Origin of the sequence: Blastochloris viridis (assembly GCF_001402875.1) — a bacterium.
In the GTDB taxonomy this organism is placed as follows: domain Bacteria; phylum Pseudomonadota; class Alphaproteobacteria; order Rhizobiales; family Xanthobacteraceae; genus Blastochloris; species Blastochloris viridis.
Genome location: NZ_CP012946.1, coordinates 2,485,245 through 2,501,325, shown reverse-complemented (window position 1 = coordinate 2,501,325; position 16,081 = coordinate 2,485,245). Strand labels below are relative to the sequence as shown.

General features: G+C 67.4%; 15 protein-coding genes. 5 read left to right on the top strand and 10 right to left on the bottom strand.

Going from position 1 to position 16,081, the window contains the following annotated elements:
• Positions 1-308: 308 nt before the first annotated feature.
• Positions 309-785, top strand: a complete 477-nt coding sequence (smpB, locus tag BVIR_RS10975; RefSeq protein ID WP_055037698.1) for an SsrA-binding protein SmpB — start codon at positions 309-311, stop codon at positions 783-785.
• Between the two features lie 87 nt (positions 786-872).
• On the opposite strand, the gene BVIR_RS10970 is transcribed toward smpB, so the two are convergent.
• Complete coding sequence (locus BVIR_RS10970; protein ID WP_055037697.1) at positions 873-1,346, bottom strand: YgaP family membrane protein; 474 nt, start codon at positions 1,344-1,346, stop codon at positions 873-875.
• A gap of 333 nt (positions 1,347-1,679) precedes the next feature.
• Between BVIR_RS10970 and BVIR_RS10965 the strand changes: the two genes are divergently transcribed.
• Entirely contained in the window at positions 1,680-4,289 is a 2,610-nt protein-coding gene (locus BVIR_RS10965) for a sensor domain-containing phosphodiesterase (RefSeq protein ID WP_082417015.1), read from the top strand.
• Between the two features lie 24 nt (positions 4,290-4,313).
• Here the strand turns inward: BVIR_RS10965 and BVIR_RS10960 are convergent, their stop codons facing one another.
• Positions 4,314-5,324 (bottom strand): 5-oxoprolinase subunit C family protein, encoded by a 1,011-nt coding sequence (locus BVIR_RS10960; RefSeq protein WP_055037695.1) that lies wholly within the window; start codon positions 5,322-5,324, stop codon positions 4,314-4,316.
• Positions 5,321-6,034, bottom strand: coding sequence for a 5-oxoprolinase subunit PxpB (gene pxpB, locus BVIR_RS10955; protein ID WP_055037694.1), 714 nt, complete (start codon positions 6,032-6,034; stop codon positions 5,321-5,323). Before pxpB ends, BVIR_RS10960 begins: the two co-directional genes overlap by 4 nt.
• Positions 6,035-6,187: 153 nt before the next feature.
• Between pxpB and BVIR_RS10950 the strand changes: the two genes are divergently transcribed.
• Together BVIR_RS10950 and cofC are read left to right on the top strand one after the other, a co-directional pair.
• Positions 6,188-6,961 carry a LamB/YcsF family protein gene (locus BVIR_RS10950; RefSeq protein ID WP_055038835.1) on the top strand — a complete coding sequence of 258 codons (774 nt, stop codon included), beginning with the start codon at positions 6,188-6,190 and terminating at the stop codon, positions 6,959-6,961.
• A 53-nt stretch (positions 6,962-7,014) separates the two neighbouring features.
• Positions 7,015-7,698, top strand: coding sequence for a 2-phospho-L-lactate guanylyltransferase (gene cofC, locus BVIR_RS10945; RefSeq protein WP_055037693.1), 684 nt, complete (start codon positions 7,015-7,017; stop codon positions 7,696-7,698).
• A gap of 54 nt (positions 7,699-7,752) precedes the next feature.
• Here the strand turns inward: cofC and BVIR_RS10940 are convergent, their stop codons facing one another.
• Positions 7,753-8,745 (bottom strand): P1 family peptidase, encoded by a 993-nt coding sequence (locus BVIR_RS10940; RefSeq protein WP_055037692.1) that lies wholly within the window; start codon positions 8,743-8,745, stop codon positions 7,753-7,755.
• Between the two features lie 88 nt (positions 8,746-8,833).
• Positions 8,834-9,973, bottom strand: a complete 1,140-nt coding sequence (locus BVIR_RS10935; RefSeq protein WP_055037691.1) for a PQQ-dependent sugar dehydrogenase — start codon at positions 9,971-9,973, stop codon at positions 8,834-8,836.
• Between the two features lie 260 nt (positions 9,974-10,233).
• Here BVIR_RS10935 and BVIR_RS10930 point away from each other — a divergent pair, with 260 nt between their 5' ends.
• Positions 10,234-10,962 carry a cytochrome c biogenesis CcdA family protein gene (locus BVIR_RS10930; RefSeq protein WP_055037690.1) on the top strand — a complete coding sequence of 243 codons (729 nt, stop codon included), beginning with the start codon at positions 10,234-10,236 and terminating at the stop codon, positions 10,960-10,962.
• A 298-nt stretch (positions 10,963-11,260) separates the two neighbouring features.
• On the opposite strand, the gene BVIR_RS10925 is transcribed toward BVIR_RS10930, so the two are convergent.
• The 5 genes from BVIR_RS10925 to livM form a co-directional block, all read right to left on the bottom strand.
• On the bottom strand, positions 11,261-12,367 hold the full coding sequence (locus tag BVIR_RS10925) for a branched-chain amino acid ABC transporter substrate-binding protein (RefSeq protein WP_055037689.1): 1,107 nt from the start codon (positions 12,365-12,367) through the stop codon (positions 11,261-11,263).
• 124 nt (positions 12,368-12,491) lie between these two features.
• Positions 12,492-12,953: a DUF6867 family protein gene (locus BVIR_RS10920; RefSeq protein WP_055037688.1), complete on the bottom strand. Its 462-nt coding sequence runs from the start codon at positions 12,951-12,953 to the stop codon at positions 12,492-12,494.
• 55 nt (positions 12,954-13,008) lie between these two features.
• Positions 13,009-13,680, bottom strand: coding sequence for an ABC transporter ATP-binding protein (locus BVIR_RS10915; protein ID WP_082417388.1), 672 nt, complete (start codon positions 13,678-13,680; stop codon positions 13,009-13,011).
• Positions 13,681-13,768: 88 nt separating this feature from the next.
• Positions 13,769-14,704, bottom strand: a complete 936-nt coding sequence (locus BVIR_RS10910; protein WP_055037686.1) for an ABC transporter ATP-binding protein — start codon at positions 14,702-14,704, stop codon at positions 13,769-13,771.
• Positions 14,701-16,080, bottom strand: a complete 1,380-nt coding sequence (gene livM / locus BVIR_RS10905; RefSeq protein ID WP_055037685.1) for a high-affinity branched-chain amino acid ABC transporter permease LivM — start codon at positions 16,078-16,080, stop codon at positions 14,701-14,703. Before livM ends, BVIR_RS10910 begins: the two co-directional genes overlap by 4 nt.
• Position 16,081: the final 1 nt, after the last annotated feature.

Genomic DNA, 16,081 nt, shown 5'->3' with positions numbered 1-16,081 from the left:
GGAACCGGTTTTGCGCAAGAGAATGCGACAACTCAAAGACTTAGAGCGTCGGCTTGTTTCAATCAGATCGGCGGGCGCTCTAGCGCAACCGGCGCTCCGATCGAACATGGTGGATTATCTAAGCGTCTGAACTATCGCATTTTATTCCGAAAAACGAGTTCCCACTGTTGCGGAAAATGCTCTAAGATTGGCGTTCGGCCGGGCCGCAGGCGGCTCGGCGACACCTCGCAATCGAACAACAATCTGGAAGATCCGGGCCGGCATCGCCGGAGCCGGATCGTGCTCAAGAGGGGCGGCCCTGGCGGATCATGGTGAAGGGGAAGGATGAGAATACCGGCAAAGTGGTCGCCGACAACCGCAAGGCGCGCTACAATTTCGAGATCGGCGAGACCTTTGAAACCGGCATCGTTCTCACCGGCACAGAGGTGAAGTCGCTGCGCGGCGGCAAGGCCAGCATCGGCGAGAGCTACGCCGACGCCAAGAACGGCGAAATCTGGCTGGTCAACGCCAACATCCCCGAATACCTCGAAGCCAACCGCTTCAACCACGAGCCCAAACGGCCGCGCAAGCTGCTGCTGCACAAGCGGCAGGTGTTCAAGCTGATGAGCGCGGTCGAGCGCGAGGGCATGACGCTGGTGCCTCTCAAAGTGTATTTCAACGACAAGGGCCGCGCCAAGGTGCTGCTCGCGCTGGCCAAGGGCAAGAAGGCCCATGACAAGCGCGAAACCGCCAAGACCCGCGACTGGCAGCGTGAAAAGGGCCGCCTGCTGCGCGACAAGGGGTAACGCAACCCCGGCCGATCAGGTCGGAGCTTGGCGGTCCGGTCGCAAACCCGTTCGGATCAAGGATTTTCGGCGAGTTGAGCCGCGCGGCTAAAGCCGCGCTGCTTGCAGAGCGTGGGCAGCGCGAGTATCGGCGTCATAGACGCCCGGACCGATCGGCCCGAAATCGCCGCGCACCGCCTTTAGGGCGTAGCGTTCGGTATCGATTTCCGCCACCGTGCGAAAGCCCAGCCGCCGCAACACCGGCAGTGGCGGGCACCAGCCCTGTACCGCGTGCTGGAACAGAAAGCCGCCGACCATCAGCGGGAGCACCAGCCAGCCGGTTCGCCGCGTCACTCCCAGCGCTACGCCGGTGACGGTGAGCACGGCGGCGTTGGCTTCCAGCACCCGCTCGATGTCCCACTCACGGTCAAGCTTGGCTAGACGCTGGCCGATGCGCTCGGGGTGCGCGGCGTGGTAGCGTACGCTCCATTCGATGCGACGGGCAATGGCGCGATTGGCGCTCACGCTGGTGTGGAGCGGAACGCGGTCGGACGTGGCGGGCAGCCGTGATCTGGTCAGCATGGAAATCCTCCGACGACAGAACGCGGCGGCGATGGATCGGTTCGGTTGCAGGCAATGGTTGAGACATAGCGAGCGGAAATTGGTGCCGTGAGCCCGATACCGAACCGGGCGTTTGCGGCGCGCCGGTGCTGGCCTGCGGGAACGTAACGTGGGAAAACGTTGGAATCCTTTGCTTTATGGCAGGCGCAATTGGACTCGATTCATCAAACTTTAGCGGTAACGGCGACAATCGCGCCGCTCGCCGCGGTTGAGCTTGCGATTCTTCGCGTCCATAACTTTTCGTAAATCGGCCGGATCTCATGTTGGTCGTGCCCCCGGGTAGCGTGGTGAAACATGCGTTCTGCGTTACGTCCCGCCGATGAAGCCCAGCGTCTTGAGGCTTTGCGGCGCTATGACATTCTGGACTCTGCGCCCGAGGAGTCCTTCGATCGCCTCGTGGGCCTGGTGACGACGTTGGTCGGCGCGTCCGCGGCGGCGATCGGGTTCGTCGATGCCGAGCGCCATTGGCTCAAGGCGCGGATCGGCATTGCGCAGCAGGAGTTCCCGCGCGACGTTGCGTTCTGCGCTCACACCATTCTTGGCCTCGACCCGTTGGTGGTTGAGGACGCGGCGACCGACCCCCGTTTCTTCGATCACCCCGCGGTGTGCGGGCAGATGGGGCTGCGCTTCTACGCCGGTACGCCGATCCGCACCCATGACGGCTTCAGTATCGGCGTGCTGTGTGCGCTGGACCAGCAGCCGCGGCGCGAGCCGCTGTCCGCGGCCCAGATCGCCGGCCTGACCGAACTGGCCGCGCTGGTTGCCGACGAACTCGAACTGCGGCGCACGGTCAATCGCCTCAACGACGAACTCGCTCGCCGCGCCGAAGCCGAGGCGGCACGCGCCCTCAGTGAGCAGCGGCTGAAGGACTATCTCGACACCGCGACCGACTGGCTTTGGGAGACCGACGACCAGCACCGCTTCGTGTTCGATACCAGTTGCGGCGCTGAGCGCTGGGGCCTGCCCGAGGCGATCGGCACCACCCGGATCGAGCGTGCCGGTGGCAATCTCCGCGATCCGGTTTGGGCCGCCCATCTCGACGATCTCAAGGAACGCCGGCCGTTCCGTTCATTCCGCTACGCCATCAGGGCGGCGGACGGCTGCCTGGTCCACATGTCGGTGAGCGGCAAGCCGATCTTCGACGCCGACGGCGTCTTTCGCGGTTATCGCGGCACCGGCCAGGACGTGTCGGCGCGCGTCGAGGTGGAGACCGCGCTTCGCGACATGAACGCCCGATTGTCGCTGCTCTACACGTCCGGCGTCATCGGCGTGGTGACATGGCAAGGCAACCGGCTGGTCGAGGCCAATGACGAGTTTCTACGGATCATCGGCTACGATCGCCTCGACGTTGCGAATGGCCTGATGTGGTCGATGCTGCGGCCGGACGATCAGGCCAAGCTGGATGCCGAAGTGCTCGCCGAGATGCGCGCCAGCGGGCGCAGCCGCCTGTTCGAGACCGAGTGCCTCACCAGGACCGGCCAGCGTGTGCCGGTGTCGATGAGCGCGGTCTCGGTCGATCCCACCCAGAACCTCTGGATGGCGCTGGTGCAGGACATCAGCGAACGCAAGGCGGCCGAGGCGCAGATCCGCGATCTGGCGTTCCGCGACACCCTCACCGGGCTGCTCAATCGGCGCTCGTTCAACGACGAGCTGGGCCGGCGGCTGGCGATCTGCGACGCGCGCTGCTCGACCGGGGCGCTGCTGTTCATCGACCTCGACCACTTCAAGGACGTCAACGACACCATCGGCCATGACGCCGGCGACGCGCTGCTGCAGGAGATCGCCCGCCGCCTCCAGGCCGGCGTGCGGCGTCAGGATCTGGTGGCGCGGCTCGGCGGCGACGAGTTCGCGGTGGTGCTCGGCGAGGTGAGCAGTGCCGAGGATGTGGCGCGGAAGGCGAACAGCCTGCTCGACGCCTGCCGCCAGCCGGTGCGCCACGCCGGGCATATGCTGCACACCAGCGCCTCGATCGGCGTCACCATGTTTCCGACCGACGGGGTTGAGCCGGCGCAATTGCTGAAGAATGCCGACGTCGCGCTCTACCGTTCGAAGTCGGGCGGCCGGCGCACCGTGTCGTTCTTCAACTCGGCGATGATGGCCGAGACGGTGGCGCGCATGGAGCTGATCGCCGAGCTGCGCAAGGCCATCGAGGACCAGCAGTTCCGGCTTGCCTACCAGCCGATCGTCGATATTTCCGGCCGCCGCCGGCTGGCCGGGTTCGAGGCGCTGGTACGCTGGCAGCATCCGACCCGCGGCGTGCTAGGCCCGAGCACATTCCTCAATGTCGCCACCTCCGCCGGCCTCGACGGCGAGCTGTGCGCCTTCACCATCGGCGCCGCCACCCGGCAGATGCGGGCTTGGCTCGACGACGGGCTCGATCCCGGTTATGTCGCGGTCAATCTCTCCGCCACCGAGTTGCGCGATGCCTCGGTGCCGGCGCGGGTGGTGGCGGCGCTGGCGGCCAACCGGCTGCTGCCGCGGCACCTCGAGATCGAGATCACCGAGAACGTCGTGATTTCGCAGGATCCCAAGATCGAGTCGAACCTGGAAGCGCTGCACCGCCTCGGCGTTCGCATCGCGCTCGACGATTTCGGCACGGGCTATTCCTCGCTCGCCCACCTCAAGCGCTTTCCGGTCGATGTGCTCAAGATCGACCAGTCGTTCGTGCGCGACATGGACACCGATCCGGAAGACGCCGTGATCGCCCGCACCATCATCCGCCTTGCTCACAGTCTCGATCTGACGGTGGTGGCGGAGGGTATCGAGACAGAAGTCCAGTTCGCTCACCTGCGGCGGATGGGCTGCGACCGCGGCCAGGGCTTTCTGATCGCCAAGCCGGCGATGGCGGACCAGGCCACCGAGTGGCTGGAATCCCGGCAACGCCGCGTCCAAGGCGCGATGTAGGCCCGGCTCGGGCCTGAGCGTTGCTCACTCGAACGGTCCGGCGTGGATCAGGTTCGCCGAGTGCAGCGCTGCCTCGTTGATCTCGCCCACCGGGGCGACCGGGGCGATGCGCTCGAGCACCGCCTTGAGGCGCGCGGCGTGGTCGCGGGCGCGCTGTTCCGCCGCTGCAACGTCCAACGCGGCGAAACGCACGCTGTCGCCCGGGCGCAGCCGGCCGGCCGCGGCGAGATCCGACGACACCACCGTGGCGATCTTCGGATAGCCGCCGGTGGTCTGGCGGTCGGCCAGAAGGACGATCGGCAGGCCCGAGCCTGGCACCTGGATGGAGCCCGGTGCGATAGCATCGGACACGATGTCGAACGAACCGGCGTGGTCCAGCCTGGCGCCGGCCAGGCGCAGCCCCATGCGGTCGGCGTCGTGGGTCACGGTGTAGCGACCCGACAGGAAGGTCGCGACCGCCGCGGGGGTGAGGGCGTCGGCCTGGGGGCCAAGCACCACGTGCAGCACCTCGGGCCTGACCGGCAGCGCCGAGGCCGGCAGGGCGCGGTCCGGTTCGCGCGGCACGCTGCCGGTGGCGAGCGGCAGGCGATCGCCCGGCTGCAACGCGCGGCCGAGAAATCCGCCGAACCGGCCACGCAGGAAGGTCGAGCGGCTGCCGAGCACGGCCGGCACGTCGATGCCGCCCCGGATTGCGAGATAGGCGGTCGCTCCCGCTTGCGGCGCGGTGACCTCGATCAGATCGCCGCGCATGACCCGCACGCTGCGGCCGGGTGGAATGGTTCGGCCGCAGACCTGCAGCGCCGCGCCGACCGCCGCGACCACCGCGCTGTCGGCATCGAGTTCGAGCGCAGGTCCGGTGAGGCGGATCTCCAGCGCCGCGGCGTCCGGCGGATTGCCGGCCAACTCGTTGGCGATGGCATGGGAGTCGCGATCCAGCGCGCCGGACGGCGGCACACCGATTGCCAGGAACCCGAACCGGCCGCGGTCCTGTACCGTGGTCGCGAGACCTGGGCGATGGACGATGAGGGCGCTCACGCCATCCGCTCCGGTTCCAGCCGGAAGCGGCCGGCCGCGACGGCGTCGGCGATGGCGCCGCAGTCGTCACGGCTGATGGCGGTGAAGCGCACAGCGTCACCCGGCGCCAGCAGCGCCGGCGGGTCGGCCGCGATGTCGAACATCTTCACCGGGGTGTGGCCGATCAGGTGCCAGCCGCCGGGGCTCTCGACCGGGTAGATCGCGGTCATCGCTTGGGCGATCGCCACCGAGCCGGTCGGCAGGCGGGTGCGGGGCGTCGCCCGGCGCGGCAGCCGCAGCGCCGGGTCCAGGTCACCGAGGTAGGCAAATCCGGGTAGAAAACCGAGCATGTAGACGTGGTAGGTCGCGCCGGTGTGGCGTCGCACCACCTCGCTTTCGCTCAATCGTGACGATTTTGCTACCTCTGCGAGATCCGGCGCGCACTCTGCTGCGTAGCAAACTGGCAAGGTCCATCGCCGCGGCGGCTGCGCCGGGGCGGGATCGGACAGGGCCAGCGCCTCGATGTCGGAGATCAGGCGGGCCTGGCAGGTCGCGAGCGGGTCGTAGCAGACCAGAAACGAGCGGAAGGTCGGCACCACCTCGGTGATGCCGTCGAGGTGTTGCGCCGCAACCACGGTGGCGAAGCGCGCCACCCGGATGCCGACGGCAGCATCGATGGCGTCGCCGAGTTCCACCACCAGGGCGCTATCGCCGGCGGGCAGGAAACGCATCTGGCTTGGCTCTCCGTGAATTGACGGGGGCTGCCGGCGGCAGAGATTACCAAATTGTGAAGCTAATATTTCGAATATCCATTTAATTATGGAATTTCTCGAGTAAGGGCGAGCTTAAACATAATCCAAAGCTCGCTGCAATGGAGGGGCTTGGTGGCCGGACGGATCAATCTCAATGCCGACATCGGCGAGGGGTTTGGACTTTACGAGATCGGCAATGACGAGGCGATGATGGAGATTGTCGCCTCCGTCAACGTTGCGTGCGGCATGCATGCCGGCGATCCGACGGTGATGCATCGCGTGGTGGTCAAGGCCAAGGAGCGCGGTGTGTCGATCGGCGCCCATCCCGGTTTCAGTGATTTGGTGGGATTCGGGCGCCGCCGTATCGATATGGCGGCGGCCGATCTTGAGTACCTCATCGCCTACCAGATCGGCGCGCTGTCCGCCGTTGCGGCCTACGCCGGCCTCAAGGTGACGCATGTCAAGCCGCACGGCGCCCTTCACGCTATGGCGGCCGCCAATCCCGATTACGCCATGGCCATCGGCCGCGCCATCAGGGCGGTCGATCGCGACGCGATCTATCTGGTGACGGCGGGGTCGGAGATGGAGGCCGCGGCGCAGCGCCTGGACCTGCCGCTGGCGCGCGAAGCGTTCGTCGACCGCGTGTACGACGACGATGGCGCTCTGCAATCGCGCGCCGTCGCGGGTGCCGTGATCACCGACGCCAAGGTGGCCGCCGAGCGCTGTGTGCGACTGGTCGAAACCGGCGAGATCGTTTCGGCAGGAGGCAAGCGGATCCCGCTTCGTTTCGACTCGTTGTGCGTTCACGGCGACGAGCCGACCGCGGTTGCGGTCGCCGGCGCGTGCCGTAGCGCGCTGGAAGCCGCCGGCATCGCCGTCGTTGCGCTGCCCGACATGCTGTCCTGAGTGGACGCGATATCGCCATGGCGGCGCGCCTCTCTAGCGTTGAGGATTAGATTATGATCAAGCCGGTCGTCATCATCCCGCTCAAGTCGGCGGCTGCGGCGCTGACGCGGCTGTCCGACCGGTTCGACCTCAGGCGGCGCCGCGGCCTGCAGCGGGCCATGGCGCACGACGTGGTGGCGGCGGTACGCTCGCTCCGCCCAGTTCCCGACGTCGCCCTGCTCGCCGAAGACCCACTGTCGGCACGACGGCTGGCGGGCCGGCGCGGGCTGGTGGTGGAGGCGGCGCTCGGCGCCGGCCTCAATCTCCATCTCGCCTGCGCCATCCCCGTGCTCGGGGTCCATCGTCCGGGCGCTACCGCGCTGGTGCTGCCGGCCGACATTCCGCAGGTGCAGCCGCGCGACATCGTGCGCCTGCTCAAGGCGGTGGACGAGCACGATCTGGTGGTGGTGCCGGATCGGCACGGCCGCGATGCCAACGCGCTGGCGTTCAGGCTCGACAAGCCGCCGGCATTCGCGTTTGGCGCCGACAGTTGCCTGCATCACCTCGAAAATGCCGAACGCGCCGGCATGACCGCGCGTGTGCTCGAACTCGCGTCGTTCGCGCTCGACGTCGACACCGCCGCGGACCTTGACCTCGTGCTCGCCGGCTCGGGTGCGCCGCGCACGCGCGCGTTTGTGTGCGGCCCGAACGGTGGCGAGGAGGGCTCGGACGACGACGGCCTGGAGGCTGCGGAATAGGGGTGGGGTACCACCAACTGGCGGCCGTTCGGGCCTGATCGGCCGGATGTCGGATCAGGCTCCGAAGCGATCGCGCCACGCCGGCAGCGCGCCCTCGAACGGCAGCGCGGTGGCCGCGAACACCGCGCGGGCCGAGGCCCGCGCCAGCGCGAGCGCCGCCGCAGAACCGAGCCGGGCGAGGCCGTAGACCGGGTCGCTGAGCGCCCGCCGGCCGGTGGCGGCGGCGAACACGGTGTCGCCGTCAAGCGGGGTATGGATGGGAAAGAGCGCCCGCGCCAGCCCGTCCTGCGCCATCACCGCGAGGTGGCGCGCCTCGGACTTGGTCAGCATGGCATCGGTCGCCACCACGGCGATGGTGGTGTTGGCGCCCGGCGGCGCACCCTTCATCTTCAACCGGTTGGCGTCGGCCGGCCACGGCGCCGGCAGGCCACGCCCTCCGAACTCGCCATTCAACTCGAATGGCGCGGCCCAGAAGTGGCCGCTCGCGCCGATGGTGGCGCTGCCGACCGCGTTGACGGCAACGATGGCGCCGACGATGTCGCCGCTTTCGGTGACGGCGCTGGCGGAGCCGAGGCCGCCTTTGAGGTCGGCGGTGGTGGCACCGTAGCCGGCGCCAACGGTGCCGAGCGCGACGTCGCAGCCGGCCGCGGCCGCCGCGGCATAGCCGAGCTCGCGATAGGGCGGAAAGCGGCCCCACGCCTTGTCGCCGCCATTGATGAGGTCGAACAGCACCGCGCCGGCTACGATCGGCACCCGCGCGGCGCCGATGGCGAACCCGCGGCCCTGTTCGGCCAGCCAGGCCTGCACGCCGGCGGCAGCGTCGAGGCCGAAGGCGGAGCCGCCCGACAGCACCACCGCGTCGATGGCGGCGACAGTTTTCTCCGGCAACAGCAAGTCGGTCTCGCGGGTGCCCGGCCCGCCGCCGCGCACATCGACCGAGGCGACGGCAGGCTGATCGAAAATGACCGCGGTGACGCCGGAGGCGAGGGCGGCGTCACTGGCCTGGCCAATGCGAAGGCCGGGAACGTCGGTGATGAGGTTGCGCATGGCGGAAGTGGAAACCGCCGATGCCACGTCGTCAACCGCAACTCGCCGCGCCGTTGATGACGAATTGCGCTCAGCGCTTCCCGGTCGTTCAGCCGCGCGCCGGCGACAGCCGCAGCAAGGCGCCGTCATCCTCGTCGGTCAGCACCACCACGCGACCGTCGGCGGTTTGGCGGACGTCGCGGATGCGGTGGCCGAGCGGTATGCGCTCCTCGCCGGTTACCCGCTCGCCGTCGAACGTGACCCGCACCACGCCCTTGGCGACCAGACCGCCGATCAGCAGGCTGCCGCGCCAGCGCGGAAAGGCATCGCCGGTGTAGAACGCCATCCCGGACGGCGCGATCACCGGCGTCCATTGATGAATGGCATCGGTGAAATCCGGCCGGGTCGGCGGCTTGGGGATCGGGCTGCCATCGTAATGGGTGCCCCAGCTCACCTCCGGCCAGCCGTAATTCTTGCCGGCCTCGACCACATTGATCTCGTCGCCGCCCTTGGGGCCCATCTCGACCACCCACAGTTTGCCGCTCACCGGGTTGAGCGCGGCGGCCTGGATGTTGCGGTGGCCGACCGAATAGATTTCCGGCCTGGCGCCGCGGCGCCCGACGAACGGATTGTCGTCCGGCACTGCGCCGTCAAGCTTCAGGCGAACCACCTTGCCGAGATGACTGTCAAGATCCTGCGCCGGCTGGAATTTGAAGCGCTCGGCGAGCGCCAGGAACAGCGTGCCGTCGGGGGCGAACACGATGCGCGAGCCGAAATGGTTCGGCCCGGACACCTTGGGCTGCTGGCGGAAGATCACCTCGGTTCCGGTCAAGGCCGAGGCGTCGTCGCTGAGGCGGCCGCGGGCGAGGGCGGTCGAGGCGCCGCCCGGGCCCGGCTCGGCGAAGGTGAAATAGACCAGGCGGCTTTTGGCGAAATCGGGGGCGAGCGCGATATCCAGCAAGCCACCTTGGCCTTGGGCGAACACCTCCGGCACGCCGGCCAACGGCGGCGACAGCTTGCCGTCGGCTGTGACGAGGCGCAGCCGGCCGGGGCGCTCGGTGACAAGGAAGCGGCCATCCGGCAGTTCCGCAACGCCCCAGGGGTGTTCGAGGCCGCGGGCGATGGTCTCGACCCGCACGCGCTCGCCGCCCACCGAGAGGGTCTGGGCGGCGGCGGGGCTGCACAGCGCGGCAATGATGCCGAGCACGGCACAGAGCCGGCGGCGGCGGGCGGCGAACGCCGCGATCATTCTGGAGCCAATCCCGAACATATCCAATTGCGACCTGCCGCGTCGTTGTCAGCGCAAGACGTCAAGGCGAACCTCGGCGAGCGTCTGAGGGCCGGGCGGCTTGAGCGCCACCGCGACGATACCGGTCAACGGCGATGGCGGGGAGGGGTTCCACCGCATTCGCTCGCGCGGCAGAAGCATACCGGCACCGGTAGGGGGCGCTGCGGATGGCCGCGGTCCAGGTTCCCATGTCCGCATAAAATGCTCTAAAAGCGTGGGCCATGACCGATGTCACCTTTCCGGCCGCCTTTCTCGCTGGGCTGATCAGCTTCTTGTCGCCGTGCGTCCTGCCGCTGGTGCCGCCCTATCTCGTCTACCTCACCGGCACCACGCTCGATAAGCTGCAGGCGGAGACCGAACCGGCGGCTGTGCGTCGGGCGGTGGCCGCGGCGTTGTTGTTCGTGCTTGGCTTTTCGACGGTGTTCGTCGCGCTTGGCGCCGGGGCTTCGGTCGCCGGCACGGTGCTGCGTACGTACTCGACGGTGCTGTCGACCATTGCCGGCGTCGCCATCATCGTGATGGGGCTGCATTTCCTCGGCCTGTTCCGCATTCCGCTGCTGATGCGCGAAGCGCGGGCTGAGGTACGTCGGCCGGTGTCGCTTTGGGGCTCCTACGGCATGGGGCTGGCGTTCGCGTTCGGCTGGACGCCGTGCATCGGCCCGGTGCTGGCGACCATCCTGGCGGTGGCGGCGGCGGACGCCACGCTGCAGCGCGGCGCCAGCCTGCTCGCGGTCTATTCGGCCGGGCTCGGCGTGCCGTTCATCGCCGCGGCGCTGTTCGTCGGGCCGTTCCTCAAGACGGCGGGCCGGCTGAAGCGGCACCTCGACCTGATCGAGAAGGCGATGGGTGCGCTTTTGGTCGCAACCGGGGTCGCCTTCCTGTTCGGCTGGGTGGCTGACGCCGCCTTCCTGATTCTGGAGGCATTCCCGGCGCTAGGCCGGCTCGGCTAGGGGCCGGGAGCGCCAGCCGGATCGGGACCGGGCTTGACCTTCCACCAACGCCAGTTCGCCTCATCTGAGCAGCCCGCGACAGCGGGCGTCTCGAAGGATGAGGCGGACTTAAGAAGCTGACGTCGGCCACATGGTTCGAGACGGCTGCTTTCGCAGCCTCCTCACCATGAGGCCGAGAAAGGTCAGCCTTCAAGGCCTTGGGCATCATCCGGAAGCCGTGGCATCGCCACCCAACGAAAACGCCCGCCCTGTGAGGGGCGGGCGTCGGCGTCAGAATTGAACTGCGGCGTCGGCGCGATCAGTCGATCTCGTCGTAGCTGCCGTCGTCCTTCCACTTGTAGAACACATAGCCGACGACGTTGACGTCGCCCTTGGCGTCGAAGCCGATCTTGCCGAGCACGGTGTCCCACTCGCCGGCGCGGATGGTTTCGGCGACGGTCTGTGGATTGGTGGTGCCGGCCTTGGTGACAGCCTGCGCCCAGATCTGCACGGCGGCGTAAGTGTAGAGGGTGTAGCCCTCCGGATCGATGTTCTCGGCCTTGAACTTATCCAGCACCGCGGCGGCGGCCGGCTTCTTGCGGGCGTCGGGGCCGAACGTCATCAGCGAACCGGTGCCAGCCTTGCCGGTGATCTGCCAGAACTCCTTGGTGACCATGGCGTCACCGGAGATGAGCTGAGTCTTCATGCCCTGCTCGCGCATCTGGCGCAGGATCAGGCCGGATTCGGTATGGTACCCGCCCACATAAAGCACGTCGATGCGGGCCGCCTTCATCTTGGAGACCAAGGCGGAAAAGTCCTTGTCGCCCTTGGTGTAGGCTTCGTACAACGTCTCCTGGATGCCCATCTTGTTGAGGGCAGCCTTGGTCGAATCCGCAAGACCCTTGCCGTATGTCGACTTGTCGTGAATGACGGCGATTTTTTTCTTCGGGAAGTTCTTCTCGATATAGGCGGCGGCGACCGCACCCTGCTGGTCGTCGCGGCCGCAGACGCGGAAGGTGTTCCACAGGCCGCGCTCGGTGAACTGCGGGTTGGTCGAGGCCGGGGTGATCTGCAGCACGCCGTTCTCGGCATAGGCGTCCGAGGCCGGGATCGACGACGACGAGCAGAAGTGCCCGGTGACGAACACCACACCCTCGCCGGCGAGCTTCTCGGCGACGGCGCGAGCCTGCTTGGGATCGCAGGCGTCGTCACCCGTTTCCAGCCGGATCTGCTTGCCCAGCACGCCGCCGGCGGCGTTGAGGTCCGCAACCGCCAGTTCGGCGCCGTTCTTCATCTGCAGGCCGAAGGTGGCCTCGCCACCGGTCATCGGCCCGGCGACGGCAATGGCAATGTCATCTGCGGCGGCAGCGCCGCTGAACGCCAGACTGGCGCTCAGCGCCAGACCCGCGAAGGTAAGCGTCTTCATTCGGTTCTCCCATCTTGTCATTGAGCGGGGGCAGCCGCGCGAAACGGCCCGGCCGACGCTTCTGCCGAAACGGACGGACAGGCCAACCTAAAACCGACACCGTGGTACGCGTACGCAAACCAAATCAAGGCAAGCGGTCCGCCGTCATCGCCCAGCTCAAAGGACCGCTTCGCGTGTACAGCCAGCGATATTGCGTGGCCATCTGCCGCGCCCGCGTGGAGCGGTAACCGAGGCTGGCGATGGCGGAGAGGATGACGAGATCGACCGCAAAATAGGACAGCGACAGCAACGTGCCATGGAACAATGCAAAATGCACGAAGCGAACCGCAGCGGCAAGGATCAGCATATAGGCGAGCAACTGGACGTAGGGCCGCCAGGTTTCTGCCACCGCCCGGCCCGACAGCCAGGCCGCGCCGCCGCCGAGCGCCACGGTGACGATGGTGAAGTCGCCGGCGGAGACTTCGATCACCAGCGCCGGATCGACAACGAGCAGCACGACAATGCCCACCAGGGCGAGCAGCGGGCCGACCGACTGCACCACAAAGGATGAGCCGCCGGAAATCGGGTTGTTCGAGGCGTAGTCCATTGTGCTGTTCGTGTCTTGAGTTCGCAAAACGGGACCCGTTTGTGCCGAAATTGATCTAGCGTCGGCCGCCTTCGAGATAGGCTGCCTTGACATCCGGACGCTCCAGCAGCTCGCGCCCTGAGCCGGCCATGGTGATCTTGCCGTTGACCATGACATAGCCGCGGTGGGCGAGCTTGAGCGCGTGATAGGCGTTCTGCTCGACCAGGAACACCGTGAGGCCCCCGGCGCGGTTGAGTTCGGCGATCACCCCGAAGATCTGCTTCACGATCAACGGCGCAAGGCCCAGCGAGGGCTCGTCGAGCAGGAGGAGGCGCGGACGGCTCATCAAGGCGCGGGCGATCGCCAGCATCTGCTGCTCGCCGCCCGACAACGTGCCGCCGCGCTGATAGAGCCGTTCCTTCAGCCGCGGGAACAGCGCGAACATGCGCTCGAGGTCCTCGTCGAAATGGGCGTAGCCGTCGACCGCAGCGCCCATCTGCAGGTTTTCGTAGACCGTCATGCGCGGGAAGATGCGGCGCCCCTCCGGCGACTGGGCGATGCGCAGCATGGCGATGTCGTGGGTCGCCAGCTTGGTGATGTCGACGCCGTCGAAGCGGATGGTGCCCGAGCGCGCCCGCGGCTGGCCGAAGATCGTCATCATCAGCGTCGACTTGCCGGCGCCGTTGGCGCCGATCAGCGTGACGATTTCGCCTTCGTTGACATCGAGGTCGACGCCCTTGAGCGCCATGATCTTGCCGTAGAATGTCTCGACCCCGCGCACCGCGAGCAGCGGCTCGCGCGGGAGTTGGGCAGCGGCAACCGGGGCGGTGGTCACGTCAGTCAAGGCCCACCTCCTCGGCGACTTCGGCAACCTCGGCCTCGTCCTCGACGCCGAGATAGGCGGCGATCACCTTGGCATCGTTCTTCACCTCATCCGGCCGGCCGTCAGCGATCTTGACGCCGTAGTCGAGCACGATGACGTGGTCGGAAATCTCCATCACCACGCTCATGTCGTGTTCGATCAGGAGAATCGAGGTGCCGGTGTCGTGCCGGATCGACAACAGCAGTTCGTTGAGCGCGGCGCTCTCGCGCGGATTGAGCCCGGCGGCAGGCTCGTCGAGGCACAAAAGCACCGGGTCCGAGCACATGGCGCGGGCGATCTCCAACCGGCGTTGGTCGCCATAAGGCAGGTCGCCGGCCGGATCGTCGGCCCGCTGGACCAGGTTGACCTTTTCGAGCCAGTGCACCGCGCGTTCGACCGCAGCCTTCTCGGCATTGCGGAAGCCGGGCAGGCCGATCAGTCCGCCGACGGTGAAGCTCGAGGCGTACATCAGCGGATTGTGCTGGGCGACCAGCAGGTTCTCCAGCACCGTCATGCCCTGGAACAGGCGGATGTTCTGGAAGGTTCGGGCAACGCGGGCGTGGCGGGCGACCAGATGGTCGGGCAACCGCTCCAGCAGGAACACCGCACCGTCCGGGAACTTGGCGAAGCTGCGGTCGTGCGCGGTCACCGGCCCGAGATGGGCCTTGAGGGCTGCGGCATCGCCGTGGACCAGCGCCATGCGTCCCTCGGTCGGCCGGTAAAAGCCGGTGACGCAATTGAATACCGTGGTCTTGCCGGCGCCGTTGGGGCCGATGATGGCGGTGATCTCGCCGCGCCCGGCGCGAAACGACAAATCGTTGACCGCAACCAGACCGCCGAACCGCATCGACAGATGCTCGACCACCAGGATCGGCTCGTTGTCCCAGCTCATCTGCTCTTGAGCCGTCATCCGTGGCCCTCCTTGATGAGGTCGCCGGAGATGGTCTTCTTCTCCTTCAGCGCGATTGAAGGTTGGCGTGTCGCGATCAGCCCGCGCGGTCGCCAGATCATGATCAGCACCATCACCAAGCCGAAGATCAACATGCGGTACTGGGTGGGATCGAACGAACTGCCGAACACCGATTTGAGAAACATAAGATTGCGCAGCATCTCGACGCCGCCGACCATGGCGATGGCCGAGATCACCACGCCGAGCAGGCTGCCGGCGCCGCCCAGCACCACGATCGCCAGGATCATCGCCGATTCCATGAAGTTGAAGGATTCCGGCGAGATGAAGCCCTGGCGGGCAGCGAAGAACGAGCCGGCGAAGCCGCCGAACATCGCCCCCAGCGCAAACGCGGTGAGCTTGGTGTTGGTGGTGTTGATGCCGAGCGAGCGGCAGGCGATCTCGTCCTCGCGCAGCGCCTCCCACGCCCGGCCGATCGGCAGCCGCCGAAGCCGGGTCGAGACGAAGGCCGTGATCAAGGCCAGCCCGAAGATGACGTAATAGAAGAAGATGATGCGGTGGGTGGGGTCGAACGGAAGGCCGAAGGTGGCGGCGAAACCGTCCTTGCCCGGCGTGAACGGCAGGCCGAAGAAGGTCGGGCGCGGGATCGAGGCGATGCCGTTCGGCCCGCCCGAAAAGCTCTGCCAGTTGAGCAGCACGATGCGGATGATCTCGCCGAAGGCGAGGGTGACGATGGCGAGGTAGTCGCCGCGCAGCCGGAGCACCGGGAAGCCGAGCAGGAGGCCCCAGAATGCCGCCAGCAGGCCGGCGATCGGCAGGCAGATCCAGAACGCCCACGGCCCCAGCGCCGGCAGCGTCGCCGGGATGACCTGGGTAGAGATGATGGCGAAGGAATAGGCGCCGACGGCGTAGAAGGCGACGTAGCCGAGGTCGAGCAGGCCGGCGAGACCGACCACGATATTCAGCCCCCAACCCAGCATGATGTAGGTCAGGATCAGAATGCCGAGGTCGAGTTCGTAGCGGCCGGTGAACGGCAGGAACGGGAGCGCCAGCGCGAACATCAGCAGCGCCGGCCCGGCGGTACGTGCGAGGCCGGTGCCGATCGGGCGCAGCCGATCCAGCGCCGGCGCGAGACCGCCGTCCCGTCGCCGGCTGGACAGCAGGGTGAGCAGGAAACGCCCGGCGAACACCAGCACCACCGCCACGCCCAGCAGGTCGTAGCGGGTGGTGAGCATCAACTTGTAGTCGGGACCCTGGTCGGTGCGGAAGGCGAGCAGCGGTCCGGCCACGCCTGCCGCGATCAGGGCGGCGATCGCTGCATCCTTGAGCGCGGCGAGGAGGTCGAAGCGGGCGGCCGCGGGCGAGGAGTCGCTCGTCATC

Bases quoted from the DNA above. Each gene is read 5' to 3' on its own strand.
- BVIR_RS10935 (WP_055037691.1), bottom strand. From the start codon at position 9,973: ATGATCGCGGCGTTCGCCGCCCGCCGCCGCCGGCTCTGTGCCGTGCTC.
- BVIR_RS10930 (WP_055037690.1), top strand. From the start codon at position 10,234: ATGACCGATGTCACCTTTCCGGCCGCCTTTCTCGCTGGGCTGATCAGC.
- BVIR_RS10925 (WP_055037689.1), bottom strand. From the start codon at position 12,367: ATGAAGACGCTTACCTTCGCGGGTCTGGCGCTGAGCGCCAGTCTGGCG.
- pxpB (WP_055037694.1), bottom strand. From the start codon at position 6,034: ATGCGTTTCCTGCCCGCCGGCGATAGCGCCCTGGTGGTGGAACTCGGC.
- BVIR_RS10920 (WP_055037688.1), bottom strand. From the start codon at position 12,953: ATGGACTACGCCTCGAACAACCCGATTTCCGGCGGCTCATCCTTTGTG.
- BVIR_RS10970 (WP_055037697.1), bottom strand. From the start codon at position 1,346: ATGCTGACCAGATCACGGCTGCCCGCCACGTCCGACCGCGTTCCGCTC.
- smpB (WP_055037698.1), top strand. From the start codon at position 309: ATGGTGAAGGGGAAGGATGAGAATACCGGCAAAGTGGTCGCCGACAAC.
- BVIR_RS10940 (WP_055037692.1), bottom strand. From the start codon at position 8,745: ATGCGCAACCTCATCACCGACGTTCCCGGCCTTCGCATTGGCCAGGCC.
- BVIR_RS10965 (WP_082417015.1), top strand. From the start codon at position 1,680: ATGCGTTCTGCGTTACGTCCCGCCGATGAAGCCCAGCGTCTTGAGGCT.
- BVIR_RS10910 (WP_055037686.1), bottom strand. From the start codon at position 14,704: ATGACGGCTCAAGAGCAGATGAGCTGGGACAACGAGCCGATCCTGGTG.
- BVIR_RS10915 (WP_082417388.1), bottom strand. From the start codon at position 13,680: ATGGCGCTCAAGGGCGTCGACCTCGATGTCAACGAAGGCGAAATCGTC.
- cofC (WP_055037693.1), top strand. From the start codon at position 7,015: ATGATCAAGCCGGTCGTCATCATCCCGCTCAAGTCGGCGGCTGCGGCG.
- livM (WP_055037685.1), bottom strand. From the start codon at position 16,080: ATGACGAGCGACTCCTCGCCCGCGGCCGCCCGCTTCGACCTCCTCGCC.